The sequence below is a fragment of the Psychroflexus curvus genome, from assembly GCF_020164585.1.
Taxonomy (GTDB): domain Bacteria; phylum Bacteroidota; class Bacteroidia; order Flavobacteriales; family Flavobacteriaceae; genus Psychroflexus; species Psychroflexus curvus.
Window position 1 is genome coordinate 408,226 of record NZ_JAIQZF010000003.1, and the last position, 26,401, is coordinate 434,626.

Below are 26,401 nucleotides of genomic sequence, written 5' to 3' on the forward strand. Positions count from 1 at the left end.
TTTTATACATAAAATAACATTACATTTGCAGACTTAAAATTATGCCTTTTTATGAATATCAAGAACATTGCGATTATCGCTCACGTTGACCACGGCAAGACAACTTTGGTGGACAAAATCATGCATTACTGTAAATTGTTTCGTGACAACGAATCCACAGGGGACCTTATTTTAGATAATAACGATCTCGAACGGGAAAGAGGGATAACGATTGTCTCCAAAAACGTTTCTGTAGTTTACAAAGACACAAAAATCAATATCATTGACACTCCTGGTCACGCCGATTTTGGTGGTGAAGTGGAGCGAGTCTTAAACATGGCCGATGGGGTTTTACTTTTAGTAGATGCCTTTGAAGGACCAATGCCACAAACTCGATTTGTACTTCAAAAAGCTTTAGATCTTGGTCTTAAGCCATGTGTAGTTATCAATAAAGTTGACAAACCAAACTGTACACCAGAAGAAGTTCACGAAAAAGTTTTTGACTTAATGTTCGAGCTTGGTGCTGAAGAATGGCAGTTGGATTTTCCAGCGGTTTACGGTTCTGCATTGAATAACTGGATGAGCGACAGCCCAGATAATAAAACAGACAATATTGAGCCTTTGCTCGATATGGTTGTAGAACATATTGATTCTCCTGAAGTAAAAGATGGAAATACTCAAATGTTGATTACTTCTTTAGATTTCTCTTCATACACTGGTAGAATTGCTATCGGTCGTTTGCACAGAGGAGTTTTAAAAGAAAATATGCCTGTTTCATTGGTGAAACGTGATGGCTCAATAACCAAAACACGAATTAAAGAACTTCACACCTTCGAGGGTGTTGGTAGACGAAGAGTAGAAGAGATTGAAGCTGGTGATATTTGTGCGATAGTAGGTTTAGAAGGTTTTGAAATTGGGGATACTGTTGCCGATATTGAAAATCCTGAAGGCTTAAAATCTATCGCTATAGATGAACCGACGATGAGTATGTTGTTCACGATTAACGATTCACCATTCTTTGGTAAGGATGGAAAATTTGTGACTTCGAGACACATCAAGGATCGCTTAACAAAAGAACTTGAAAAGAACTTAGCCTTAAGAGTGGAAGAAACAGATTCAGCAGATAAATTCAACGTTTTTGGACGGGGAGTTATGCATTTATCTGTTTTGATTGAGACTATGCGAAGAGAAGGTTACGAACTTCAAATTGGCCAGCCACAGGTAATCATCAAAGAAATTGATGGTGTGAAGTGTGAGCCAATTGAAGAATTGACTATCGATTTACCTGAGAATATTTCTGGTAAATCTGTAGAAATGGTGACTATGCGCAAAGGGGAGATGCTGAGTATGGAAGGAAAAGGAGATCGAATGACTATCCAGTTTTTAATCCCTTCTCGTGGAATCATTGGCTTAAGAAACCAATTGATGACTGCTACTGCTGGCGAAGCTATTATGGCTCACCGTTTTAAAGAGTTTCAACCGCTAAAAGGCGATATTCCACAACGTCAAAACGGATCTTTGGTTTCTATGGAAAAAGGAAAAGCTATTCCTTATTCTATCGACAAACTACAGGATAGAGGTAAGTTTTTTGTAGACCCAGGTGAAGAGATTTATGAAGGTCAGGTAATCGGTGAAAATTCAAGGTCTGATGATATGACAGTGAACATCACAAAAACTAAAAAACTTTCTAACGTCAGATCTTCTGGTGCAGATGATAAGGCTAAAATTGTTCCAGCTAAGAAATTCTCTTTGGAAGAAGCTTTAGAATATATCCAGAAGGATGAATATGTGGAAGTTACTCCTCATTTCTTAAGAATACGTAAGATCTATTTGAAAGAAACAGATCGTAAGCGTTTTAAAATCATCTAGTCGTTAGTTGATTATATAAGTTAGAAAAGCCTGTTCAAATCATTTGAACAGGCTTTTTTTATGTGTTAAGAATTAATAGAAAGTCTTTAATGTGAGTTTAAAAATTCAGGTTGTGATGTAAACTAAATTGCAATTGATTTTTAGTGAAGGTTTCAGTTTCCTGACGCATCCAGCCGAGTTGAACTTTGGAACTATTGCTTATGATATAGCCTAGTCCAAAATAAGTTCGGTTTCTGTCAAAAAGCTCAACGTCATTTATACCATTGTTTCGTTCCCCATTGATAAATAATTCGTTGTAAAAAGCAGTATAGAAGGTTTTTGGAATCAATTCCTTTGAATTTATCCCCACATTGATAAATAGATTATACCGGAAACGTGTTCTGAAGTCTTGATTTTCCACCCAGCGCTGTTCGTATCTCAATCGATGTGTCAAATGAACCCTTTTTAAGATCTTCTGACCAAAAAGTGCTTCCTGATAAATCCTACTTTCGTTAATCGACGATGAGCTTTCTCCTGGAGTTCCCGTTGTGATATTGGCGTAGCCAAGCGTAAACAAAACAGAAGAATCGTCAGCTCTGTAAGTTATTCCAGATCTTAGCATCAGTTGTTCTAAATCTCCAAGAGTGTTCCAATTTCTATACTGGATGTCGCCCTGAACTCCGAAGTTGGATTCATCAAAATTGACATTGTAAAAGTACATATACCAGCTCCCTAGTTTTGATTCTTCAACTTGAGAAAAGACATTAAATGATAAAAAAAGTCCAAGGCTGAGCAGTAAATATTTCATTAAAACGGGTTTAAATTTTTGAATAAAAATGAATCTGCAAATTTAGACAAATAAAGAGGTTTATACTTCTAAAAGACCGTCAAACATCAACTTTATATCTTCTGGTAATAGGATGATATCATCTACAAACTGCACATCAGTTTTATAAAAATTGGCTTCAGAAACAATGTTCGCTTTTTGAGCTTTAAGACTCATTTGGAGTGATGCCAAGGCGCACTCTCCACGGGGGGCTTTGGGTGTGAATGTAACAGGTAAAACCCTTTTGCTGAAAAGCTCTCCGGAGTCGGTCAGCCACTCCAGCATATTTTTGAGAACTGCAGGCACATTGTGATTATATTCTGGAGTAGAAATGATAATTAAGTCTGCGTTTATAATTCTATCTCTTAATAAGTTGATTTGCTCAGGTATTCCTTCATTTAAGCGCTCTGGAGTGAATAAGGGGAAGTTATAAAGCCCTTCATAAACTTCAGTAGTATGATGAGCTGACAGATGATTAGCGATTGCCTTTAGAAATTTGACATTGCTGCTAGTTTTGGAAGCTGAACCTGAAATGCATAATATTTTCATTTTTTATTTTGAATATAAGCAATTTTAGAAGTCTAGAGGCTATTAACCTATCCAAGTTTTGAAGTCTTTGACTCGCTCCCGACTTACGATAACAGGCTGATCTAAAGCTTTCAGATTGATTTTAATTCTACTAGATGAATAACTTACCATATCTTGTATAGCCTGATAATGAATGATATGACTTCTGTTTATTCTGGAGAAATCCTGGGTTGAAAGTTTGGGTTCAAGTTGATTGAGTGATTCATCGATCACATAATGCTTCCCTTCTAAAGTGACCAGGCAAGTTGCTTTGTCCGAACTTTCAAAACAGACAATTTCCTCGCTGGAGTAGATCTTGAGCTTTCTCCTTTTGAAACCTGTCCGCCGCAATTACAATGGCGGAATGGCGCGAAATAGAACTTTGATTTTTCAATATTTAAAAAAGATTGATTTATTGCCTATACTTAAGACATTAAAAAAGCCTCGAAGTTGATTCGAAGCTTTTTACAAAGATTTAATTTGTGATTGTTTGGTTGTTTAACATGTTTAGAACTGGTAACGCAAAGCTAAGGCGATATCAAAATCTAAATCACTGTTGTAATTTCCAGAACCGATTTCAGGTCTAAAGTCTAAAGCCACAAGCAATGGAAAGTCAAAATTATATTCTATACCAATATTACCAGCACCAAACAGAAATACTTCGTTGTCATCATCAAAATCACCATTGTTATAACGGTCATCATAGCTAACACTTCCAAGACCACCACCAACTCCTGCAAACCAGTTAAATCCCCCTTCAATATTCCAAACCCATTGGTATAAACCAGTTAATTTGAAAGCATCAAAATTGTCATCGTTTCTCCAGCCTAAATCAATTTCAAGACGATTGTTGTCTCCTAAAGCATTTTGGTAAGAAATCTCAGCTCCATAACCATTATTCCCGCCAAATCTTAATCCAATAGCATGTTCCGCAATAGATTGTGCTTGGGATTGAAATCCGAAGGCAACCATAAAACACGCTGCAATAAGTAACTTTTTCATAACTCTATATTTATTTTATATGGGAGTAAATCTACACTTATAAAATGATGATTATACAAGTGTTAAGCCAATGTTAAGCCAATGTTTAATGACATTTTTATAAATCTTTAATCTCAGAAGCTTTTGTTTGATAAAAGAAAGCTTTAATTCATACAGGAGATTTATTCCAGGGGAAGTGGAAATTTGTGATTCCATTTTTAAAAAATTATCTTAAGCATTGTATTATACTAGCTAACAGTATCACAAATAACCACAAACAGAACAAAACCCTGTGATGCTAAATGCAGCTACTTCTGATTTAAAAAAAAATTTTATTAGAATCAAGAAGGAATTGAAGTCAGAGGCTGTCGGGGCTATCGACTAATTCTGTTTTCTATTAAATGGAAAGCACACCTTCTATGTCAAACCTCAAAATACTCACTTTAACAGAGGTGTTGAAGTAACAGTTAAACGATGATTTATCGCGAAATTTTATTTTTTGAATTTTTATAAAACTTTCAGGAAATTCTGCATAAAGTTTACCAAGATCAGAATCTTTATAATCGGAATCCAATTTGGCTATATTCTCTATTTCTATTTTCTCTAAACCTCTGGACGTATTCAAGGTTATATGAGATGTACCAGCACTTGTGAAATTCGCTTCTTCGTCTATATATTCAAATACCTCATCCATAACTCATTTTTTATTCCTAACGGCAAAGGTAGTGACCGTAGCATAAAATAAAATTTGATTTAATTCTTATTTGTGATGAAAACATTACTTTTCTTAAAATAAACATAAGGAATTAGTAGTTTATTTTGTGTCTTTTGTTTTGATTTCCAAAGCTTTAGTGTTAAAAATTTTAGACAATTAGCTCATTTTTTTTATGGTGGCACCTCCAGTGATTCGGTCTGGAGAATCAAGTCTTTCTTATCGCCTTCAGAAGTACCAAAAAGGCTCAGACGAATCTTTAAGCTGTCAAAGTTATAAAGCTGGCTGTCGTAAAACATGAAGTTAACTTGCATCAAATTCAGAAGAAAAAAGAAAAACTGATGGAGAACTTTTCTCTAAACATAAATTTGGGAGTATAGCTTTATACAAGTTGTATATTTGAAAAAAAAAGAATGTTTTTACTGTTTGCTTACCTATTTTTGGCGCTTTTTGTGTCTTTTCTATGTTCTGTTATGGAGTCTGTTCTATTATCTACCAATCGCTCGTTCCTCATTGTGAAAAAAGAAAACGGACATGTATGGGCTCAGTCTTTTATGAAGTACAAAGAAGAAATTGACAAGCCTTTATCTGCCATTCTTTCTTTAAATACCGTAGCTCACACCATTGGTGCGGCCGGAGTAGGCGCTCAGGCTGTGAAGGTGTTTGGAGACGCCTATTTTGGGATGGTTTCAGCTATTTTGACGCTCTTGATTTTGGTGTTGACTGAAATCATTCCGAAAACCCTTGGTGCTAGATATTGGAAAAAATTAAGCAAGATATCTTATCACATACTGCGTATCATGATTTTTCTGACTTATCCCTTGGTTATTATGTCATCTGTAATCACCAATATGCTGTCGAGTAATAAAGACGAAAAATCCACCAGTAGGGAGGAGATTGCGGCTTTGGCGAGTATTGGAAATAAAGAGGGATTGTTTAGCGAAAAGGAAAATAAAATAATCCAGAATATACTGAGACTTAAAAATATAATGGTAAGAGAAATCATGACTCCAAGAGTGGTTGTCATTTCGGAAAATGAAGACACGACCTTAAAGGAATTCTTAAAAAACCAGAAATACACCAAGTTCTCCAGATTACCTCTCTACTCTATTAGTGAAGATAATATTACAGGTTGCGTATTCCGTCAGGAATTACTTGAAAAACTTGCTGAGGGAGAATACCAGCTTCAGCTTAAAGACCTGAAACGCGAAATAAGTGCTGTTTCTGGCAGCATGCCGCTTTTTACTTTATGGGAGAAACTTCTGGAAAACCGGGAACATATTGCCATTATTGTAGATGAATATGGAGGAATGGACGGAATTGTAACGATGGAGGATATTATAGAAACTATCCTGGGTCTTGAAATCGTAGATGAAAAAGACACTGTAACGGATATGCAAAAATATGCCAAGGAATTGTGGAAGAAAAAACTTGAAAAGAAAAACAGCTTTCTGAACAGTGTTGATAAAAAACTAAAAGGGAAAGGTTAGAGGCGATTCCAGATGTTGATCATTGCCAGTTCGAGTGCCCGCCTCACCGATTAACTTCTAGAAAGATTTTATTATTTATAAAATTAAAAGTTCCAAAGGATTGATAAGCTCTATATTCTCTATGTGTTTGAAATCTTTCAGATTTGCAGTGACTAGTGGTAAATTATGAATTGTAGCTGTTGCACCTATCACTGCATCTCCTAGACTCATTTGTTTTGTTTGACGTAACTCTATGGCTTTTTGAATTATCACTTGATCTACAGAGATTATTTTACAAATCGAAAAATAACGGTTTGCAAAACTTTTTCATCATTTGTGATTCGATAATATCCTAAAACTTCTAGTTGTGTTATAGCTGAAACAATCTGGGAATGTTTCCCAAGCCATTTTTGTAATTTTTCATGTTGAGACTGAAGCGAATAAATTATAATGTTGGAATCTAATAGAATAGCTTTAGACGCGACCATAAAGTTTTTTATCTTTTCTCACTTCTCGTTGCCACTTCACAGGGTCTTTTATACTTGTAATTCCTCCAGAAGTCGCCATTTCTTCCATTAGTTTATAAAGTTCTTCTGAATTGTTTTTGGTTTCTTCTTTTTCCTTGCTGAGTGGATTTTGCACTTGTAAGCCTAGTCGCTTAGCCAAGGCTTCTACTTTTTGGATTGATTTTTTATCTTTTCCTGAAATGGTGATTTCCATGGCATTTAATTAATATCTAAAGATAATGAAAAATACTGAGTTTGAAATTCGCCTTTGTGACTTCTAAACTCATGCATTAGAAGCTGGCAATTGGTCTATGCATTGATGATGACGAAGACTAAGACGATGACTTTGACGAAGACGATGACACTGACTAAGACGAAGAAAGACAAGGCTAAGATATTTTTTGCTTAAGCAGTAAGAACTAGACTTACTTGCCTGTCTTCCAAAATCGCCTTCCCGCAAGGCAACTCAACCACCGACCTCTAACAAATCATTGTGTGCTTTAAGACGACTTTTCATAAATAAAAATCTCTTCAATATCTGTTTTAAAAAGACGAGCGAGTTTAATGGCTAAAATCAAACTCGGGTCAAATTTTTCCTTTTCAATGGCATTGATGGTTTGCCGGGAGACTTCTACTGCTTTGGCCAGTTGTTCCTGAGTAAGGTCATTTTGTGCACGTAAAACCTTGAGTGTGTTTTTCATGCGTATCTGTTTCTGTTAACAAGTAAAGACACCATGTAGGTTATTCCCATAAATCCTACCAGAAGGCTTATTTCAGCATCCATAGCAATAAGGTTGGTGATATCTAAAGTAGAGTAGGTTATTCCTATAATTGCAGTTAATCCCAGCGTAAGAGCTAAAGCCTCCAGGTGAATTTTGCGCTGCAATTCGTCCAGACTGTTAAAAAAATGTCGATTGGCAATGATCATAGCAATGCCATTGGCGAGATTTAAGCCTACAAACAGGATGGTGAGCAATTGGTGATCGTCCCAAATAAATTCTGGGCCAAATACAGCTAGCGCCAGAGTGGCTTCCCAGGACCAGGTCCAGCCCGCTAAGTTTAAGATGTTTTTCTTGTGATTTTTCATTTTTAAAAGTAATTAAGATTATACATTATGTAAATAAAACTTTACAAATATATATTTAATAAATTGTAAAGCAAACTTTACATTACTAGTTGTTTGTTTTGTTCTTCTGAATTTTATATTGCTGGTAGTTAAGTTTTTAGATAGTAAGCTTAAAGTAATACGTTTGCTTTTCACACGATATATGGAAAGGAAGTCTAATAGCTATGAGTACAATAGTTGGGAATGAGTAGCTTGAGTTTAACTGTCAGAAAAAGTGACTGATTTATAAAAAGTAAAGAAGCAGATAATAAAAAGAGCTTGAGACACCTCTCACTAGCTTTGAGCTCGTTTTGCAGGATTTGTCGAAGATGATTTTTTCTGTTTTAGGGAAAACAAGTAAAACAAAGGGCTACAAAGACAAAACACTATAAAAAAACAAAAACCCAAGCCTTTTTTAAATCATTTCTTTATTTTTCTTGATTCGTTTCTCGAAAAGCTAACTTCACATACTTAAATCTACACTATGGAATTATCCAACCTAAAAGTCAAAGGCAATATAAATCTGAAAGATTTTCCCACTGAACTCAGTCACAACTTTAGTGATAAGTCCTTAAAAAAGCAACTTAAAAAGGAAAGACGAGCCCTTGGTGAGATGCAAAATACCCTTTATGCTCATGGGAAATACTCTGTGCTCATTTGTATTCAGGGGATGGATACGTCGGGTAAAGACAGTTTGATCCGTGAAGTCTTTAAGGACTTTAACGTGAGAGGAGTCATTTCTCATAGTTTTAAGAAGCCCTCAGAGAAAGAGATCAATCATGATTTCCTATGGAGACATTATAAAGCCTTACCTGCTCGAGGAAAATACGGGGTGTTTAACCGGTCGCATTACGAAAACGTGTTGATTTCCAGGGTTAAGCCAGAAATCGTTTTAAATGAAAAGATTCCGGATATCAATTCGCTGGAAGATATCACCCTGGCGTTTTGGAACAACAGACTGGAGCAAATCAACAATTTTGAAAAGACCATTCACCAGAATGGCTGCATCATCTTCAAATTTTTCCTTCATATTTCCAAAGACGAACAAAAAAACAGACTCCTAAGGAGGCTAAATAAACCAAGTAAAAACTGGAAGTTTTCACCAGAGGATTTGAAAGATCGTGAGCTTTGGGATGCGTATACACACTATTATGAAGAAGCCATCTCTGCCACCTCAACAGAACATGCGCCCTGGTATGTAATTCCGGCAGATTCTAAGCCTCACGCCCGATTACTGGTGGCTAAAACCATCAAAGAACGCATGGAAACCTATACCGATATTCAAAATCCAAGTCTCCCCGAAGAGCTTCAAGAACAAATTTCGTATTATAAACAGCAGTTGAAGGATTCTTAGCTGCCGGCTTCGATACATTTCGGTTTTTATCAATGCGCCGCGATTCTCTTGTTGTGGTATCATCCCCCTCTCAGGGCATTCGGGCAAGCCCGCCTGCCTGGGTATTCGGGCAAGCCCGCCTGATAAGGCATTCGGGCAGGCCCGCCTGATAGGGTATTCGGGCAAGCCCGCCTCTCCGGGCATTCGGGCAGGCCCGCCTGCGTTCTTCTGCCTGAGGAGGACAGGTCTGCCTGCTTTCTTCCTCCTGAGGCGGGCAGGCTTAGCCATAAGAGTTAAGGTTGTACATCTAGCCTACCTGCGTTTCTTTGGCAGGCAAGGCAGGCTCCGTTACCAGGATTGACTTAAGTGAGATTTCAGCAAGCATGCTAATGGTTTTTAGTTAGTCCTCGAAGTCTAGGTGTCTTTCTAAGATGAGTAAATTGTTTTTTGAAATTGATTTGCGTTATTAGCAAGCCTACTACAATAACGGTGAGACCTAGAATGTCCCAAACCAATATCGCATCTCCAAACATAAGCCAGGCCATAAACATCGTCACTGGTGGCCCAAGATAGAATAAGCTCGAAAAACTTGTAGCGCTCATGCGTTCTATAAGCTTCCAAACGAAAGTGTATGCAAGAAGTGAAACACCAAGAATGAGCCAAACTTGAGTGAGGATAAATTCAGTTGTCCAATCAGTGACTAAATTTTCGAAAAAAACAGCCGGAAAAAAGAGGACAACAGTTGTACCCAGACCTTGATAAAACAGGGATAGGCCTGAAGGTAATTTATTTACGCTTTTATTTAATTCCATATTGCGTTGGAATAAACTCGCCATTACCATAGCAATTATCGAACCTAAGGGGATAAGGTAACTAACCACTGATGTAGAATTTTCCATATCAATTCTATAGGCAACACTTAAGACGACTCCCAAAAAACCAATGCTTAACCCCAGCCACTGCTGAATGGAATTACGTTCTCCAGTAATCCTACCCGATACGGAGCCTGTGACAAGGGGTTGTAATGAAATGATAAGCGCAACGATTCCAGCAGGCACACCATTTGAGATGGCAACCAATGCGCACGTTAGCCAAACGCCATGTGCCAATATACCAATCAGTAAATTGGGTTTAGCTTTCTTCCATGAGACCCATTTAAAACGTCCTCTTATGTTGAGATAAGTCCATAAAAGTAGTGTTAATCCCAAATAACGCCAAAAAAGCAGAGTATAAGGGCCTGCAAACGGCAGACCATATTCAGCGCCTACAAATCCTGAATTCCAAAAAATCACAAACCCTACAACGAGTAAGACTGTCTTTTTAGTCATAATACAATAATTTAAAGCAGCAATTAATCAAAGAAATTCAGGAATTACCTTAAAAAAATATTTTCTTCGGAGTATAATAGTTAATGTTTAATAATATTACTGCAGTATTCTGATTTTTGAGACTTGGCAGATATTGATTTGAGCTTGTCTGTATCGCTGCTAAAGTCAGGCGGGCTATGCGATAAGAGTTCTTGTTGGTCCTCGTCAATTCAAAGGATGCTTTGGACTTTTTTAATAAAAAATCATTTTGAGTACTCGACTTTACCAAAAGTCATTAACAAAATTTAAATGATGAAAAATGCTGGCTTCGATACATTTTGGCTTTATTCATTGCGCCGCGATTCTCCTACCGTCGAATCACCGCCAGTTAGGGTTGGTCAAAAGTTAAGGGTGAATGGTCAACAGTGAACAGAAGAACCAGGAGTCACGAAAAAGGACAGGCGTGTAGTGAGTAGTGAGTAAAAATAGAGAAAAGAACAAAGAATATAGAGAAACGACAAAATAGCAACTCATAACGAATCACGAAACAAGAACCAGGAGACAGGAAACACGACAGGCGTGTAGTGAGTAGTGAGTAGTGAGTAAAAATAGAGAAAAGAGCAAGGAGCAAAGAGAAACGACAAACTAGCAACTCATAACGAATCAGGAGCCAAGAAACAGGACAGGCGCGTAGTGGGTAGTGAGTAAAAATAGAGAAAAGAAAAAAAAATATAGAGAAACGACAAACTAGCAACTCATAACGAATCACGAAACAAGAACCAGGAGACAGGAAACACGAACCACGACTTGGCTTCGATACATCCCGACGATATCTGTCGGGCAAGCCCTCCTGCTAGTGCATTCGGGCAAGCCCGCCTGCGTTCTTCTGCCTGAGGAGGCATTCGGGTAGGCCCGCCTGAGGCGGACAGGCTCAGTCCCCAGCACGTTCAGAGTCCAATAGTTTTTATCATCGCCATAGTCTTCGTTTTGGTCTGCGTTTTTTATCAAAAATCAAAAATCAGCAATCAGCAATCAAAAATCCCCACTCACCTCTTCTGTCTTACCTTACTTAGACTTTGCTTAGTAAAGGATGGGGAAGAAGACTATTGAAGATGTTTTGACGTGCATCTCTTTCCCTAATTCTGTACTTGGCGTCGTCAAGGTTTTTAAATTCAGTAGGGCTTCTTAAGGTTTGAATTCCTGAGTAAGAATGGCCATAATGCTTATGATTCCATCCCGGTAGTGCCCAATTCTTATGTTTTCATTTGGGCTATGCTGATTATTGTCGCTATTGACCACCGGAACGGACACTGCCGGTACCTTAAGAGCCTTCAAAAACGGCGAAATGGGAATAGAGCCCCCGGAAGTCGGGATAATTACAGGGGAGGTTTCAAAGGCGCGCTCCAAAGCAGAGGTTAGCCATTCCCCGACTGGGGAATCGATATCGGTTTTGAAAGCATCGTAAGAAAATTGATGGTTCATCTGTACGATTTTATCCAGGCTGAGTCTCTGCTCATCGTTTGGTGGGCTACTTAAAACCGTATAGCCCTGATTTTCGATATGAGATTGAATACGCTCTATAAGTTTGGCAGGCTGAGAAGATTTCACCAGTCTTATGTCCAGTTCTGCGATAGCCCGGTCTGGTACAATAGTTCGGGCTTCGTCACCTACCCAGCCGGATTTCAGGCCTCTAATGTTGAGCGATGGGTACTGAATGGCGGCCTGCAAGAAACTCGCCACGCTATCCTGGGTGACGTAGCCAAGATCCTTTTTGAGCTGCGCTTCATCGTCCGGGACATTTTTGAGCGCAGTCATTTCTGTTTCAGAAATAGCCACATCTTCGTAATAGCCTGGAATGGCTACGCGTCCGTCGTCTGTGTAAAAACTAGCTAAAAGCTGAGATAACTGGCGAGCAGGGTTGGTGATGTAATTGCCGTAATGACCGCTGTGCTGAGAGCCTTTTGCACCAAATGTGGTTAGTGTGAGGGTTTGAATGCCCCGGGCTCCAAAGGATAAAGTAGGCTGATTGGTAGAATGCTGCGGGCCATCGAGGATGACAAGCATGTCTGCTGCTAATTTCTCTTTATGCACTTTAACGGCCGCAGGTAAGTTGGGTGAGCCGAGTTCTTCTTCAAAATCGATGATGACTTTAAGATTGACTTTCGGAGTGATATTCGCCTGATCCATAAGGGCTATTGCTGACCATAGCATAGCAATAGGCCCCTTATCATCGGAGGTAGACCGGCCGTAGATTCGCCAGTCTGGGTTTATAGTGTTTTGTAAAGCCGACCAGGGCAGGATTTCCCATTCGCCAAGAGCGGTTTGCTGTTTGAGAACCGGCGCATAGGGATTGGGCTGATTCCAGCGCTCGGGTTCTACAGGCTGACCATCGGCATGGGCGTAGAGGAGTAGGGTGGGCAGGGTTTTTTGGGTAAAACGCTCTGCAAGAAGTAAAGGAGTCGCTTCTGTTTCCAGAACCTGAGTTGTAAATCCGCGAGCTTCAAACGCAGCTTGCGCATAATTCAGATTGGTCTGCACGTGTTGCTCAATAAGGCCATTGTTTGGCAAACTCAGCCAGTCTTTTAACAACTCTATGTTGGTTGATAAAGCCTGATTAGTTAGTTTTTCAAGTGTGGTTTTGTCTGGAGTCTGGGCTAAACCTATACAACTGATCAGTAAGCCTAAGGCAAATGTGATGGATTTCATAGATGTTGATTTTTAATAAAGATACATGTTTTCTTCAACTCGGAGATTGCTTTGTTTTCTTTTGGGTAATTACATCCGTTTCTGACGAGGACTAAGCTGAAGCTGAAGCTGAAGCTGAAATTGAAGTTGAAGTTGAAGTTGAAGACGAAGACTAAGACTTTTTTTGCCAGGATGTATCAAAATGACGCTGACGCTGGCTCCGGGCAGGCCCGCCTGATAGGGCATTCGGGCAGGCCCGCCTGTTGGGACATTCGGGCAGGCCCGCCTGATAGGGCATTCGGACAGGACCGTCTGTTAGGGCATTCGGGCAAGCCCGCCTGTGTTCTTCTGCCTGATAGGGCATTCGGGCAGGCCCGCCTGTTGGGACATTCGGGCAGGCCCGCCTGTTGGGACATTCGGGCAGGCCCGCCTGTTGGGACATTCGGGCAAGCCCGCCTGATAGGGCATTCGGACAGGCCCGCCTGAGGCGGACAGGCTCAGTCCCCAGTGTTTGAGTTGGTCATTGAGCCTGTTTGCGTTCATTGGAAGCCAGGCTCAAAGTGAAGAGGGTCTAAAAACTTAATTAAAGTTCGTATATTTGCGAATAGAATTACATGTTATGCAACCAACACAAGACATCCTTTCAGAAGAATTAAAGCAAACCGCTCGGTTTGCTAAGGCCTTAAGTCATCCTATTCGGCTGGCGATTCTGGAGTTGCTTAACTCTCAAGCCTGTTGCTTTCATGGAGACATGGCAGAAATACTACCTGTTGCAAAATCTACGCTATCTCAGCACCTCAAGGAATTGAAAAATGCAGGACTCATTCAAGGTAATATTTCTTCTCCTACAATCAAATACTGCATCAACAGAGAAAACTTTGAGCAGGCAAAACAACTTCTTTCTTCTGCTTTAAAATAATTTTTTACATCTTCAATCGTATTTTTACGAATTGCGAATTATAGTTCGTATATTTGCGAACAGTTAATCGTAAAAAGCAATCTAATGAGATCAATTAAAATTTTAGGAACAGGTTGTCCAAAGTGTAAAACCATGTTCAACAATGTTAATAAAGCACTAGAAAACAAGGGTGTAAAGGCCAATGTTGAAAAGATTGAAGACATCCAGGAGATCATGAAATACAATGTGCTTTCTACTCCAGTTTTGGTGATTGATGAAGAGATAAAAATAAAAGGTAAAGCTGGCGATGTGTCAGAAATAGAATCTTTTTTATAAAACCATACATTTATGAAAAGAGGTGAATTTTTAAGAAACAGTGCGTTTGCCACTGGCACATTAATGTCAGGAGGATTATTTGCTAGAGGTTTTCAAAAAGAAGATTTACTAGAAGAACCTATAAATGATGGTGTTTTTTCAGCTACCTGTTCATTTAGAGTAGCAAAACCAATACATAAGGAGGTTGAGTCTAAAATAAAAGAATTAGTCAATTCAGAAATAAGTCAGTATGATGGATTTTTAGGATTTAGTTTGAAGCAAATGGTTGGGGATTCAACTATGGTAAAAAATCTTCCGGCCAGCTATAAAGGAGCTCTCGCCAGTGCTTTTGAAGAGGGAGCCGAAAGCGGAAGCATGCCTTATGTGTATTTGTTACTGGTAAGGTTTAATTCTTTTGAAAATTTAAAACTTTACGGCGCTAACAACCTGATTAAAGACCATTTAAGCGAAGTGAATTTCATGTATAGTCCCAATGGAAAGACAGACCTATTTTTAGAGTTTACTGGTGAACCTATGGTAACGATAGCCGCTGGTAACAGAGAAAAGGTCTTTAGTCAGCCAAGTGAGCTTAAAACATTCTTGAATTATAAGCATGGACTTAAAAACACCATTACAGTAGCAAATCACGTTAGCATAAAGGCAAAGGACACAGAGGCTTTTGAAGAACAAGTGAAGGGTCTTTTAAGCATAGCTCAAAATACGTTTAAGCCACATACCTCAGAAACTGGATTAGCCGGAGCTAAGGATAACTCAAACTACAAGAAAGCAGTGACCACTGAAATTTTACGTGGAGCCAAAACACATGGCGATTATCGAAATTATATCATGCATGGGGTTTGGGAATCGTACTGGGATCATGAAAACTCGCATCTGGATCAGCGCTTCAAAAAAGCTGCTGCACCGGTAGGTTCTTATGTCGTAAAAGGACCAGTGGAGACTTTTTATAAAACAATCCTTGACATTTAAAACTACAGATGATGAACACGACACAAATAATAAATAGTTGCCCAACCACAACTGCTCAGTTTGAAAAAGAAGGGGGTTTTTTGGTGGATGTGAGAGAAAAAGAAGAAGTCGATAAACTTAGTTTTGATGTGAAGAATATACTTCATATCCCCTTGACAGAATTTGAAGAACGCTATGCAGAAATTCCTAAAGACCAATCGATAGTAATGGTGTGCAGGAGTGGAGTAAGAAGTCTCGAAGCGGCCTATTACCTCAGTAATAAAGGCTATAAAGAGGTGAAAAACTTAGAGGGGGGTATTATAAAATGGGAATCTAAAGGCTTTCCTGTTAAAGGAGATTTGGCAGAAGTCAATTCTACCGGCTCAGGTTGTTATAATTGATCCCGTTGTTTCTAAAATGAATTCTATGAAAACAATTCAATTCCTTATTTTAGGTATTATATTCATAAACGTGGCATCAGTTTCTGCGCAAACCGAACTGGATAATTACTTGTCGAACTATACCTATGAAAGCCGAAAGGAGATGAAGATCTCTTCAGAGCAAATTGTTCAGTTATTGCAAGATGATGAGGTGGTTTTAGTCGACATCCGTTTTGAAGAAGAACAAGCCGCATGGCAGATGGCTTACGCTATAAAAATTCCGCTTTCCACTTTGCCCCAACGCTATGCGGAACTGCCAAAAGACAAACTCATTGTTACTGCCTGTCCACACAAGGACAGAGCTATCCTGGCGATGATGTATTTGAAGAGCAAAGGCTACGAAGTGGCTTATTTAAAAAACGGTTTGCTGGGGCTTGCTGATCATTTGCGTGGTGACAAGGCTAAAAATTTTATTAGAAATTTCAAAAAATAACATCTGATGTTCGAATGGACACAATCATTTGCAGACTGGTTAATCTACCAAGTCTTTAATATTGCTGCCGAATCTGATTTGGGGCATGCCTTAAACTTCTTTGTGTACGACACCATAAAGATTTTGGTGCTGTTGTTTCTTATTGTTTTCTTGATGGGCATTATCAATATTTACTTTCCTATTGAACGCCTTAAGAATTACCTGAATCGTAAAAAACTTTACGGTTTAGAATATTTCTTTGCTTCCACCTTTGGTGCGATTACGCCCTTTTGTTCCTGCTCTTCAGTTCCTTTGTTTATTGGTTTTGTACAAGGTGGAATACCGCTTGGCGTTACCTTTTCATTTTTAATCACTTCACCTTTGATTAATGAAGTGGCTATCGCCATGTTTTTGGGCATGTTTGGTTGGAAAGCTACGCTGATTTATGTGGGTTCAGGATTAATTTTAGGAACGCTTGGTGGTTGGATTTTAGGGAAATTCAATTTGCAGCCGATGTTATCAGATTGGGTTCAGAAAATTTTAGAAAACGCTGAAGCTGGAGAAGCTGACTATGATGAATCCAAAAAAACATTTGTACAACGTTTACCAGAAATCATAAAAAATGCTTGGGATTTGGTAAAAGGCATTTTGATTTATGTGTTGATAGGAATCGGAATTGGAGCTGCCATGCACGGTTATGTACCAGAGAATTTCTTTGCGGAATATCTGGGTAGTGGCGCTTGGTGGACAGTTCCATTAGCCGTTATTCTTGCCGTACCAATGTATGCCAATGCTGCAGGAATTGTACCGGTGATTCAAGTGTTTGTCGCCAAAGGTGTTCCTCTCGGTACCGCTATCGCTTTTATGATGGCAACCGTGGGTTTATCAATCCCTGAAGGAACTTTACTCAAAAAAGTAATGTCGCTCAAGTTGATTGCCATTTACTTTGGCGTGGTGACGTTGTTTATCATTTTATCTGGATTTATATTCAATATTTTACTTTAAAACTCAAACATTATGACACAGCATTTTTTAAACTTATGGATAGAAGCAAGAACTCGTTTTTCCAATCAATTAGAAAAGATTTCTGAAGAAGACCTCAAAAAAACACTTGGTGATAGCCCAAATTCAGTCGGCTTTTTGATGCGGCATATCGCTGAAGTGGAATTGCTATTTGCTAAAAATGTCTTCAAACTAGACGATGTTCGCATCACTGCCAAAACCGTCATCGATGGGAAAGACACCGGAAAGTGGACGGATTTATCAGACTTAAAAGAAATTAATCAAGAAGCTTTTGACCAACTCAAAAAAGCCATTGAAGCCCAAACTAATGAAGCTTGGGAAAAAGAAATAACCACCAAGGAATTTGGCACCAAAACTCTTGCTGAAGCTTTCGGTAGAGTAGTGACTCACACTGCTTACCATGCCGGGCAAATGGCTCTAGCTAAAAAATACGGAACCATAAAGGAATAAATCGCCAACTCATTTAAAATGAAATACATTTTTATTACTTTTTTTATAGGCTTTTTTTGGATGTCCTGTTCAAAATCTCATCAAGCTATCAATACCTCAAAAGCACCAATCATCAAAGTGATAGACACTGACTTTTCAAAAGGTCAGCTTAATCATGTTCAGGACATACAACTGGATGATTTAGTAAAACTTCACGGGCATTTATGCGATGGTTTGATTGTAGGGTATCTGGGTTTGCATGAAGCTTTTAAAGAACTGTACCCCGAAGGACCTGTCGATCGAACCAACACCAGAATCATAAGTAAGTCGTCACCATGTTTGACGGATGCTGCCATTTATCTCACTGGTGGGAGGTATCAATATAACTCATTTTATGTGGATAATTCTATCGATGGAATTTACTATTTACAAAGACTTGATCACCAAAAAGCGCTAAGTGTAAGTTTAAAGGCAGGAGTAAAACCAGAAGAAATAGATAGTCTGGGACAACTCGCCATCAAAGAGCGATTGAATCTTGAAGAATTAAACCATTTAAAACAGATAGAAGATGAGTTTAGTGCTGTTTTGTTAAGCACTCCGGCAAAGGAGTTATTTGATGTTGAGGTTATCACCGATTTTCAATGGTCACCTCGTCCTAAACATAACTATCCCAAAACAGATATCATAAATAAAAATGTAATGGAGTAATTGTTTAAGGATGAAGTATGACTCAATCTATGTTAGTTCGATCCTTGTCAGTTCAAGTTTCCCGACAGGTTTTGTTGGGATGAATCGAAATGACATTGTCGAAAATCACTCATCAACCTTAAATCCATTATAATTTCACTATCTCAAATTTTTTTTTAGATAGTTGGGGTAATAAATCATTAGCACCATTCATTAACGCTTCTTTCTTTTTTCTACTCCAGCCTTGTATTTGTTTTTCTATGTAAAAGGCGTAATCTAGTCTTTCAAAAGCTTCATAATACAATAATTTAACCGGTAATCGTCTCGCTGTATAATTAGTTCCAACACCATCATTATGTTGCTGTAACCGTAATTCTAAATTAGATGTGCTTCCAGTATAGTAACTTCCATAGTAACATTCTAAAATGTAGGTAAAGCCTTTTTTCATAATTTCTAATTTACGTTATTGGTAGCTTCGATACATCCGCCTGAGGCGGACACTCAGCCACTAGTGTTTTAGTTGTGGTCATTGAGCCTGCCTGCGTTAACTTGGAAGGCAGGCTCGAAGTGACATAGCCTCCCTACTTCTTATAAACAATCTTCATCTCCACACCACCTCGCAGTTGCTTCTTGAGGCGTTTGCTGGGCTGGTAATTGATTTTTAACTTCTGGACATCGCTTTTTTTAAGTCTGAGGGCTGAGGTTCGGAGGCTGACTGGATCGCTATTTTGAAACTGCCCAGATCGCCAAGGTTTACTTTATAGCCCTGCTGTAAGGCATCCCAGACCTGATGATTGAGCTGGGAGATACAGGCAAGCACATCGGCTTCGGTGAGGCTGCAGGATTGGTTGATTCGGTAACACAACTCCTGCATCGATAACTCTGCCTTTACTTTGGTTTGTAAAATATAAACTTCAGGAGAGGTGCCATCTTTGGTGATGGAATTCATTCTTTTGGAGGGATGAAGTTCTAAGGGCATTTTGTGATGGTTTTAGTGCCTAAAAATAATACAGCTTTTAATAATAAACCTGCTTCATACTGGCTTTTTTAGAGTTGGAAAATGAGGCGACTTCCAGAATTTGAGACTTAGACTCAGTTTTATTTATGAAATTCTTAATTCAACTTTAATAGTTAAAGTCATTGGCAGGTGCTTAGAATACGTAGTTTTACAGCGTGAAAGATTTCAAAAACATTGCATCGGTTTGTTCTGTACTAGGCTTAGGCGTATTGCTACTGCTTTCACCTTGTAAAGTCAGAAACTTTATTCAGGCTGAGCTTGGTGTCGAACAGACCCAGGTGTCCAGTAAAAGTCAGTCGTTTGCTCCTCTGCTCAATTGCCAGACCCAGCGCATTGCTCAAGCCAAGGCAGTTAGCAGTAAGTTGGATACAAATCCATTGACTGATGCTGCAAGCCCGCATTTCAGAATTGATTTTGACGTTGCTTTCCCTCAGGCCTCCATTCAAAACGACTATATAAGACCTAATTTGGCCTCATCAGTGCCCTTGTATATTCTTTTCAGTAACTTCAAAGTGTACCTGTAGTTTTTCATATTCATGGAAAATAGCTAACTCATCACATGACAATTTTTAATAGTCTGCTATAGAAAGTCATTTTTCTTTCAGCCTTGAGTTTCGCTACTAAAACCCTTAACAGGCTTTAGGAATACTAAGCTACTATTTTTTTAAAAAAATAGTCTATTTAAAAACCAAATACAGATCATTTTCAATGAACCCTAAACTTAAAACTCTGGAGGTAAGTTACGTTTCTGTAGTCTTACTTCGCAGCATGCTCAGCCTCATATTTATCGTTGCTAGCATCAGTCATTTTATCAATACCGAAAAAACAATCGATAGAATAAAGAATGCCAGAATGGGCTTCCTGGGTGAACTCCTGGGAACTCCCAAAACCGCTGTGATTTTGTCTGGAGTGGTTATGCTTATTGCTGGTATAGCTTTGCTTATAGGCTTCAAAACCAGACTTGCAGCGCTTGTTCTCATCGCGGTCTTAATTCCCATTACACTTACCGTACAGGTAGGTCAGGTGGAAAGCATGGGACCACTTTTTAAAAATATAGCCCTACTCGGCGGACTCTTATTCTTCAGTTTAAATTCAACTCTAAATTATAAACAATGACACATTCAACAAAATACATCACGATCTTACTTTTTCTTATTCTTGGAACAAGTCAGATAAAAGCCCAGGACCTCCATGCAGATCAACATAATTATGTGGTGCTGTCCAAAAACATAAAACAACTGAAACCTATCCTGATGACGGCTGCTTCGCTGGCTGAAGAAGACGGTGATAACCACGGCGAATTCAAGGTTATTTTCTGTGGAAAAACCGTTAGCGATATGAAAAATAATCCTGACTTTTCTAAGCTTTTGAAGCAGGCCAAGCTGCAGCATGTGAAAGTATCAGCCTGTGGACTATCGCTGAATAAATTCAGTATAAGTCCAGATGATTTACCAGAAATTTTAGAAGTGGTGGACAATGGCATTTTATACGGATTTCAACTTAAAAAGAAAGGGTTTATAAGTCTTACTATTTAATCTGAATCTCTATGAAACCTATAACACTCAAAAATGACGCAGGCTTATTAACGCTTGCAATACGACTCGTCGTGGGTTGGACCTACTTTTCTGCCCTATGGCGACGAACAATTTTAGCCGATAAACTCGACCCGGAACAGGCGGGATACATCGGAGAAAAATTCAATCACTTTTTACCCAACGCGTTGGGCATCAAGCCCATTATTCAATACCTGGTAGAGAATCCAGACGTGTTATGGATCAATATGGTCATCTTTACTGTAATCGAAGGTATTGTAGGCCTGTTTATTATGTTTGGACTCTTTACACGCCTCATGAGTATTGGTGTATTTGGCCTGGCAATGGGTATACTTCTGGGCTCGGGCTGGATTGGTACGACCTGCCTGGATGAATGGCAAATCGGTGTGCTGGGGATTGCTACCGGCTTTGTTTTATTCCTAACGGGGAGTGGTAAATATTCTTTGGACAACTACCTGATGAAAAACAACTTTAAGCTGACCAAGACAAAGGGGTTTGCCTGGTTAGGGTCTGGTATTTTGCCTATTCGAGAGTCTGTGTTTCCCAAAGTGGTGCTGATAGGATCGCTTTTGATTTTCGGGATGACGCTAATGACCAATCAGGTGTTTCACGGCGGTTTATGGGGGACTCTGCACAACAAATCGGTGAAGCCAAAACTCGAAATCACGGAGACGTTGATGAGCCACGAAGTGATCAGCTTTGATGTCTTCAGGACCGAAGGCGTAGACGTTTATGGCGCCTGGATCATCGGCATAGAAGTTCTGGACGCGCAACAGCAAAGCGTCTTAAGCTATACCCAGACGGATTTAGCAGGGATGGGAGACGAGTGGATCTCCAACTATTATGTGGCCAAAGTTAAACCTGGTGCCCATAGCCTGGTGATTCCGCTGGGAGCTAAAGCCAACCTGTCTTTAAAAGACCCAGTTTTACAAGACTTACCAACGGGAAATTACACTATAAAACTAACAGACATCAGTGGGGCTTCCTGGGAACAGGAGGTTCGTAAACCTTAAAGATTTCACTGCATAAATAGAAGTCCCCATACCGATTTTACACGGTATTGGGGCTTTTTTTGGTTTGGTGTGTTTGTTTAATTTACCGAAATGATGTTGTCGGTAGCTTCGATACATCCGCCTGAGGCGGACACTCAGCCACCAGTTTAGAGTTGGTCATTGAGTGTACGCCTCAGGCGGATGTATCGAAATGACCCTGTCTCAAGGTAGCTTCGATACAATTTCACTAGCGTGAAACCACTCAGCCACCAAGGTTGGCCATTAATACTGCCTGCTTTTCCTTGGAAGGTCAGTGGGGTGGGTGGAATGCTCTGTTTAGCCCAAAAGGTGAAGATGGTTTGCCTAAGCCACTTTTTGACCACAACACAGGAGTTATAGACAGCACTACCGCAGCCCACTGGGAGAATTACGACTTACTGAAATACACTAAAGATAACTGGTTGAGTCTGGGTCCGAAAATTCAAGATAAGATTTACATCTGGATGGGCGATATGGATAATTTCTACCTCAATAACTCGATGAGGTTATTTGATGCGTATTTAAATGAAACATCAGGGCCCAAATCTAATGCAGAAATCGTCTTTTCTCCTATGAAAGGTCACTGTTGGGAATATTCTCATCGTAAAGTTTTAGAACAAATTCAAAAAAGGTTGCTTGAACTAGAGGAGGTGAAGGTTGATGAATGACGGAATTTTGATATCACTTAGCCCAGCTATGCAAATTATACACAGCGTTATATATGAAAAAAGCAATTTCGCTTTTTTAACGACATTTAATAGTCAAATTGGTATAATATGTATAATAATCTTAGGTTTTTATACACATAAACAAAACGTGTAAAGATTTTTTTATTTTTTATACACGTTAATGTGATGTGTAAAGGTTTTTAAATTATCTTGACCTATTAAATTCAAATCTTTTAAACCATGTCAGCAAATTGGACACCGCAAGAATTACCTTACCAACGAGAATTAGAAACTTTACGAGTATTAAAGCTTCTTCCAGAAGCACACCGTGCTTTAGCTGAATTAAAAGGGGTAGCGCAGTCCATACCCAAACAAGATATTCTAATCAATACGTTGGCGATTCAAGAAGCAAAAGACAGTAGTGAAGTGGAAAACATAGTAACTACTCATGACGAAATTTACAAAGCAAGTATAGAAGTGGATAAAATGACTTCTAGCCAAGCTAAAGAAGTACAGAATTACATCACTGCTATGAAAAAGGGTTTTGAACTCGTAAAAGAGTATAAATGCCTGACATTAAATCATATTAAAAACATACAAGAGCTGCTAGAAAATAAGAATGCTGGTTTTAGAAAAGTACCAGGTACAACTTTAAAAAATCAAAAAACGGGTGATGTTGTGTATACACCTCCGCAAGATTTTAGTTCTATTCAAACGCTAATGAATAATTTAGAAAAATTCATAAATACATCAGATTTACTTCCGATAGACCATTTAATTAAACTTGCAGTTTTTCACTTCCAGTTTGAAAGCATTCATCCTTTTTATGATGGTAATGGAAGAACTGGTAGAATTTTGAATATCTTGTACCTTATACAATACAATCTGTTAGATACACCTATATTGTATTTAAGCAGATACATTGTTCAGCATAAAAGTGACTATTATAAATTGTTACAGCAAGTGAGAGAAACTGATGAATGGGAAGAATACCTTGTGTTTATAATAACTGCTATCACATTTACAGCAAAAGAAACTTTGCAGTTAGTAAAAAATATAAAACAAGCTATGGCTAGATTTAAAACAATACTAAGAGATAACTATAAGTTTTATAGCCAAGATTTGCTCAACCATTTATTTAAACAACCTTATACTAAAATAGAGTTTTTACAAAAAGAACTCAATATTTCACGTATTACAGCGGCAAGTTACTTAAACCAATTGGCAGAAGATGGGCATTTGGTTAAACATAAAATGGGCCGTTTAAATTATTATGTAAATGAATCTGTACTTACTGCATTAAATCAAACTTCATAAAAAAGAAAGGTTATTATACCTATTCTACTTTTAGAACATATTCAAAACAGGTTGCTTGCACTGGAGGCGGTGGAAACACAGGAATGATGGTTTTGGGAGCTTCAGCCTGGAGCAGCCACCAGCCTTTGTTAAGGGTGAACGGTCAAGGGTGAACGGTGAACGGTGAAGAGTGAACAGAAGAACCAGGAGCCAAGAAACAGGAACCACGAAACACGACTTGGCTTCGATACATTTCGGCTTTACTCATTGCGCCGCGATTCTCCTACCGTCGAATCACCTGCCTGCATTGTCCGCCTGAGACGGACAGGCTCCGCCTGCTTAGGCATTCGGACAGGTTTAGGTTTTTCCCTATAAAACACCTCTTTGCTAGCTTAACCTGGATAAGCAGTAAATTTTTAGTTTGTGTTATATACAAGCGTTTTTAGCGTAAAAGAGAAAATTTAGTCATAAACCAATCGTATTTCAAGCAGGTCTCTTAATTTTATACCTTAAACCAATCGTATGGGATTTTTAAAAAGTGCAATCAACCAGGTAGGAAGAGACATGGGTAGGGTAGTCAGTAATACGGTCTTCAAGGACAGACACTCCATCCCCATCCGCAGAGCAGCAAGCCTAAGTGGCCGCGAGCCCCAGCGGCCATCAAACTCAAGGGCGCAGCCAATAAAGGATGTGCAAAATGATTTTGATAGGGCCATCAGCTTTAAAACTGGCTATCGTCCCACAACCCTCATCTCCAAACTTGGTGGCGCTTTTGTCGTCAAAAAAAAACGAAGCCAAAGCTTTTATTGAAGACGGTTACCTGGATGTTGAGGAAAGTCAGCAGTTAGTGAGTATGATGAAAGACTTTGCTGATAAGTGTAGCGATGTAGAGGACGTTGTTAGCTTTACCGAAGAGGAGGACAGCAAGGTTTACAAGCAATTGGAAAACATACTGCATACCACCCAAAAGGTTTATGTGGAGGTCTTAAGGACTTCTGCCAAAGCCTGTGAAGACCGGGCGAAAGTCTATGAAAAAGCTGCCCAAGAGGTAGAACCCCTCCATTTTGGTCGATACGTCTTGCTTCACCTTCTCTGGATGCCCAGATATGCCAGGGGAGGCGAAAAGAAAATTGGCTGGGCCATATTCCTCAATATCCTGGACCTTGTGACCTTAACGTTTGTATTTACCCGTTCCATTCTGCTTATTCTTGCTTTGGTCACTTACCCCAAAGAAAGCAAAGAAAGAAAAGAAAGTCAGGAGAAGTATAAAGCCTTAGCTCAACAAGAACGCGACCGCGCTAAAGCTTACCATACCTATGTTAAAACCACCGCCAATAAGACACCTGCAGTGTAACTGCTAAAAACTCCTTTTATAGGCTGTCTCAATTTTATTAGTAAAAATGCCCCTGATGCGGGCAGGGGTTTGGTTTTTCGTTTTTCCATTGCCAACAGTCAAGGTTATAAGGTTTAGATTTTTTTCTAAATAAAAACTTAATTTTTATTGTGAGCCGTTTGAGGTTTGTGTATGTTTATTTTTTTAATAATAAGAGTATTGAACCCTGAGTTTATCCCGTTAAAAGTATTTATTAAATATAATTTTTTGCAGGATATAACTTGTTATGCACAATATAATTACTATGAGAAGAATATTTCTACTTCTGTTTATTTTTTCTTTATCAGGATTTGCTCAAGAAACTTCAAAAAAGTATTCAAAATCAAATGATACAATTAACTTTTTTTTAAAAACAGAATTTAAAATAAATGGTATTCCTACGAATGACAAATTTGATTACGACAGATATATTGAGGTTCTCGGAAAACCTGATTTAGAAAAAAGAGGAGGACCAGAAATAATTGCTGAATTTGGATGTGATGATTTTAGGTTAATGTTCTCAGAAAATCAAATAATAGCTGGTTTATGTTATCTTTCGGATGCCTATATAACAGAGAAAGGAATAAACATCAATGGGCTTGAAATTGGAGATCATCGTAAAAAAGTAGAAAGCGTTTTTGAAATAGAAACCAAAGACAAAAAGGAAGTTTGGATATGGGGAAATTCTTTATTAATTATCTATTTTGATTCAAACAATCACATTTACGAAATGCACCTTTCCCAAAAAGTAACTTGAAAATAATGTGCATAACACAGGTAACCGTTGCACAAGCCACTAAAACTCTAAAAAATGAGTCGTTTTAAGCCCTTTTCAGGGCTTTTGTTTTTTTATCAGAGTTGGATTTACACTAAATTTAGAGGGCTTAAATCAAAGTTGATTAAGTATTGCAGGGTTTTTATTTCACAAAGCAAAGACTGCAGAGCTTTTGCTCCACTTTTTACTCGTTTTTGAGT

General features: G+C 38.7%; 33 protein-coding genes. 19 read left to right on the forward strand and 14 right to left on the reverse strand.

What is annotated here, in order from left to right; genetic code table 11:
• The first annotated feature begins 51 nt into the window (after nt 1-51).
• Nucleotides 52-1,848 carry a translational GTPase TypA gene (gene typA, locus LB450_RS06345; RefSeq protein ID WP_224487015.1) on the forward strand — a complete coding sequence of 599 codons (1,797 nt, stop codon included), beginning with the start codon at nt 52-54 and terminating at the stop codon, nt 1,846-1,848.
• Nucleotides 1,849-1,945: 97 nt separating this feature from the next.
• Here typA and LB450_RS06350 read toward each other — a convergent pair whose 3' ends face one another.
• The 6 genes from LB450_RS06350 to LB450_RS06375 form a co-directional block, all read right to left on the reverse strand.
• Nucleotides 1,946-2,635: a DUF2490 domain-containing protein gene (locus tag LB450_RS06350; protein ID WP_224487016.1), complete on the reverse strand. Its 690-nt coding sequence runs from the start codon at nt 2,633-2,635 to the stop codon at nt 1,946-1,948.
• Nucleotides 2,636-2,695: 60 nt separating this feature from the next.
• On the reverse strand, nt 2,696-3,202 hold the full coding sequence (locus tag LB450_RS06355) for an NADPH-dependent FMN reductase (RefSeq protein ID WP_224487017.1): 507 nt from the start codon (nt 3,200-3,202) through the stop codon (nt 2,696-2,698).
• Between the two features lie 42 nt (nt 3,203-3,244).
• Nucleotides 3,245-3,571 carry a LytR/AlgR family response regulator transcription factor gene (locus LB450_RS06360; protein ID WP_224487018.1) on the reverse strand — a complete coding sequence of 109 codons (327 nt, stop codon included), beginning with the start codon at nt 3,569-3,571 and terminating at the stop codon, nt 3,245-3,247.
• Between the two features lie 156 nt (nt 3,572-3,727).
• Complete coding sequence (locus LB450_RS06365) at nt 3,728-4,222, reverse strand: hypothetical protein (RefSeq protein WP_224487019.1); 495 nt, start codon at nt 4,220-4,222, stop codon at nt 3,728-3,730.
• 376 nt (nt 4,223-4,598) lie between these two features.
• Nucleotides 4,599-4,895 (reverse strand): hypothetical protein, encoded by a 297-nt coding sequence (locus LB450_RS06370; RefSeq protein ID WP_224487020.1) that lies wholly within the window; start codon nt 4,893-4,895, stop codon nt 4,599-4,601.
• A gap of 191 nt (nt 4,896-5,086) precedes the next feature.
• A complete protein-coding gene (locus LB450_RS06375) occupies nt 5,087-5,227 on the reverse strand; it encodes a hypothetical protein (RefSeq protein WP_224487021.1) in 141 nt (46 codons plus the stop codon).
• 99 nt (nt 5,228-5,326) lie between these two features.
• Here LB450_RS06375 and LB450_RS06380 point away from each other — a divergent pair, with 99 nt between their 5' ends.
• The gene (locus LB450_RS06380; protein ID WP_224487022.1) at nt 5,327-6,403 is read left to right on the forward strand and encodes a CNNM domain-containing protein; all 1,077 of its coding nucleotides are present in this window, start codon (nt 5,327-5,329) and stop codon (nt 6,401-6,403) included.
• A gap of 75 nt (nt 6,404-6,478) precedes the next feature.
• Here the strand turns inward: LB450_RS06380 and LB450_RS06385 are convergent, their stop codons facing one another.
• The 4 genes from LB450_RS06385 to LB450_RS06400 form a co-directional block, all read right to left on the reverse strand.
• On the reverse strand, nt 6,479-6,682 hold the full coding sequence (locus LB450_RS06385; RefSeq protein WP_224487060.1) for a PIN domain-containing protein: 204 nt from the start codon (nt 6,680-6,682) through the stop codon (nt 6,479-6,481).
• A 174-nt stretch (nt 6,683-6,856) separates the two neighbouring features.
• Nucleotides 6,857-7,102: a hypothetical protein gene (locus tag LB450_RS06390; protein WP_224487023.1), complete on the reverse strand. Its 246-nt coding sequence runs from the start codon at nt 7,100-7,102 to the stop codon at nt 6,857-6,859.
• A gap of 286 nt (nt 7,103-7,388) precedes the next feature.
• Nucleotides 7,389-7,589, reverse strand: a complete 201-nt coding sequence (locus tag LB450_RS06395; protein WP_224487024.1) for a helix-turn-helix transcriptional regulator — start codon at nt 7,587-7,589, stop codon at nt 7,389-7,391.
• A complete protein-coding gene (locus LB450_RS06400) occupies nt 7,586-7,975 on the reverse strand; it encodes a hypothetical protein (protein WP_224487025.1) in 390 nt (129 codons plus the stop codon). The genes LB450_RS06395 and LB450_RS06400 overlap by 4 nt, the downstream gene beginning before the upstream one ends.
• Before the next feature lie 502 nt (nt 7,976-8,477).
• Here LB450_RS06400 and LB450_RS06405 point away from each other — a divergent pair.
• Nucleotides 8,478-9,347: a PPK2 family polyphosphate kinase gene (locus LB450_RS06405; RefSeq protein ID WP_224487026.1), complete on the forward strand. Its 870-nt coding sequence runs from the start codon at nt 8,478-8,480 to the stop codon at nt 9,345-9,347.
• Between the two features lie 365 nt (nt 9,348-9,712).
• Here the strand turns inward: LB450_RS06405 and LB450_RS06410 are convergent, their stop codons facing one another.
• Both LB450_RS06410 and LB450_RS06415 read right to left on the reverse strand, forming a co-directional pair.
• Nucleotides 9,713-10,654, reverse strand: coding sequence for a DMT family transporter (locus LB450_RS06410; RefSeq protein ID WP_224487027.1), 942 nt, complete (start codon nt 10,652-10,654; stop codon nt 9,713-9,715).
• A 1,164-nt stretch (nt 10,655-11,818) separates the two neighbouring features.
• Nucleotides 11,819-13,339: a M20/M25/M40 family metallo-hydrolase gene (locus LB450_RS06415; RefSeq protein ID WP_224487028.1), complete on the reverse strand. Its 1,521-nt coding sequence runs from the start codon at nt 13,337-13,339 to the stop codon at nt 11,819-11,821.
• 598 nt (nt 13,340-13,937) lie between these two features.
• Between LB450_RS06415 and LB450_RS06420 the strand changes: the two genes are divergently transcribed.
• From LB450_RS06420 to LB450_RS06455, 8 genes are all read left to right on the forward strand, one after another.
• Nucleotides 13,938-14,237, forward strand: a complete 300-nt coding sequence (locus LB450_RS06420; RefSeq protein ID WP_224487029.1) for an ArsR/SmtB family transcription factor — start codon at nt 13,938-13,940, stop codon at nt 14,235-14,237.
• A gap of 84 nt (nt 14,238-14,321) precedes the next feature.
• The gene (locus tag LB450_RS06425) at nt 14,322-14,552 is read left to right on the forward strand and encodes a thioredoxin family protein (RefSeq protein ID WP_224487030.1); all 231 of its coding nucleotides are present in this window, start codon (nt 14,322-14,324) and stop codon (nt 14,550-14,552) included.
• A gap of 12 nt (nt 14,553-14,564) precedes the next feature.
• Nucleotides 14,565-15,518, forward strand: coding sequence for a hypothetical protein (locus tag LB450_RS06430; protein WP_224487031.1), 954 nt, complete (start codon nt 14,565-14,567; stop codon nt 15,516-15,518).
• Between the two features lie 11 nt (nt 15,519-15,529).
• Complete coding sequence (locus LB450_RS06435; RefSeq protein ID WP_224487032.1) at nt 15,530-15,898, forward strand: rhodanese-like domain-containing protein; 369 nt, start codon at nt 15,530-15,532, stop codon at nt 15,896-15,898.
• Nucleotides 15,899-15,923: 25 nt separating this feature from the next.
• Entirely contained in the window at nt 15,924-16,370 is a 447-nt protein-coding gene (locus LB450_RS06440) for a rhodanese-like domain-containing protein (protein ID WP_224487033.1), read from the forward strand.
• 6 nt (nt 16,371-16,376) lie between these two features.
• A complete protein-coding gene (locus LB450_RS06445) occupies nt 16,377-17,354 on the forward strand; it encodes a permease (RefSeq protein WP_224487034.1) in 978 nt (325 codons plus the stop codon).
• A gap of 12 nt (nt 17,355-17,366) precedes the next feature.
• Nucleotides 17,367-17,822 carry a DinB family protein gene (locus LB450_RS06450; RefSeq protein ID WP_224487035.1) on the forward strand — a complete coding sequence of 152 codons (456 nt, stop codon included), beginning with the start codon at nt 17,367-17,369 and terminating at the stop codon, nt 17,820-17,822.
• 18 nt (nt 17,823-17,840) lie between these two features.
• Nucleotides 17,841-18,509, forward strand: coding sequence for a formylmethanofuran dehydrogenase subunit E family protein (locus tag LB450_RS06455; RefSeq protein WP_224487036.1), 669 nt, complete (start codon nt 17,841-17,843; stop codon nt 18,507-18,509).
• Nucleotides 18,510-18,636: 127 nt separating this feature from the next.
• Here the strand turns inward: LB450_RS06455 and LB450_RS06460 are convergent, their stop codons facing one another.
• A complete protein-coding gene (locus LB450_RS06460; protein ID WP_224487037.1) occupies nt 18,637-18,936 on the reverse strand; it encodes a GIY-YIG nuclease family protein in 300 nt (99 codons plus the stop codon).
• A gap of 213 nt (nt 18,937-19,149) precedes the next feature.
• Nucleotides 19,150-19,467 (reverse strand): HU family DNA-binding protein, encoded by a 318-nt coding sequence (locus tag LB450_RS06465; RefSeq protein ID WP_224487038.1) that lies wholly within the window; start codon nt 19,465-19,467, stop codon nt 19,150-19,152.
• 194 nt (nt 19,468-19,661) lie between these two features.
• On the opposite strand from LB450_RS06465, the gene LB450_RS06470 reads away from it, so the two are divergent.
• From LB450_RS06470 to LB450_RS06505, 8 genes are all read left to right on the forward strand, one after another.
• The gene (locus LB450_RS06470) at nt 19,662-20,030 is read left to right on the forward strand and encodes a hypothetical protein (RefSeq protein WP_224487039.1); all 369 of its coding nucleotides are present in this window, start codon (nt 19,662-19,664) and stop codon (nt 20,028-20,030) included.
• 184 nt (nt 20,031-20,214) lie between these two features.
• Nucleotides 20,215-20,622, forward strand: coding sequence for a DoxX family protein (locus LB450_RS06475; protein WP_224487040.1), 408 nt, complete (start codon nt 20,215-20,217; stop codon nt 20,620-20,622).
• Nucleotides 20,619-21,041 (forward strand): DsrE family protein, encoded by a 423-nt coding sequence (locus LB450_RS06480; RefSeq protein ID WP_224487041.1) that lies wholly within the window; start codon nt 20,619-20,621, stop codon nt 21,039-21,041. Before LB450_RS06475 ends, LB450_RS06480 begins: the two co-directional genes overlap by 4 nt.
• An 11-nt stretch (nt 21,042-21,052) precedes the next feature.
• Entirely contained in the window at nt 21,053-22,072 is a 1,020-nt protein-coding gene (locus tag LB450_RS06485; protein WP_224487042.1) for a TQO small subunit DoxD, read from the forward strand.
• A gap of 254 nt (nt 22,073-22,326) precedes the next feature.
• Nucleotides 22,327-22,758 carry a hypothetical protein gene (locus LB450_RS06490; protein ID WP_224487043.1) on the forward strand — a complete coding sequence of 144 codons (432 nt, stop codon included), beginning with the start codon at nt 22,327-22,329 and terminating at the stop codon, nt 22,756-22,758.
• Between the two features lie 240 nt (nt 22,759-22,998).
• Nucleotides 22,999-24,075 carry a Fic family protein gene (locus LB450_RS06495; RefSeq protein WP_224487044.1) on the forward strand — a complete coding sequence of 359 codons (1,077 nt, stop codon included), beginning with the start codon at nt 22,999-23,001 and terminating at the stop codon, nt 24,073-24,075.
• A 676-nt stretch (nt 24,076-24,751) separates the two neighbouring features.
• Nucleotides 24,752-25,408: a hypothetical protein gene (locus LB450_RS06500; RefSeq protein ID WP_224487045.1), complete on the forward strand. Its 657-nt coding sequence runs from the start codon at nt 24,752-24,754 to the stop codon at nt 25,406-25,408.
• Between the two features lie 283 nt (nt 25,409-25,691).
• Nucleotides 25,692-26,183, forward strand: coding sequence for a hypothetical protein (locus LB450_RS06505; RefSeq protein WP_224487046.1), 492 nt, complete (start codon nt 25,692-25,694; stop codon nt 26,181-26,183).
• Nucleotides 26,184-26,401 lie beyond the last annotated feature (218 nt).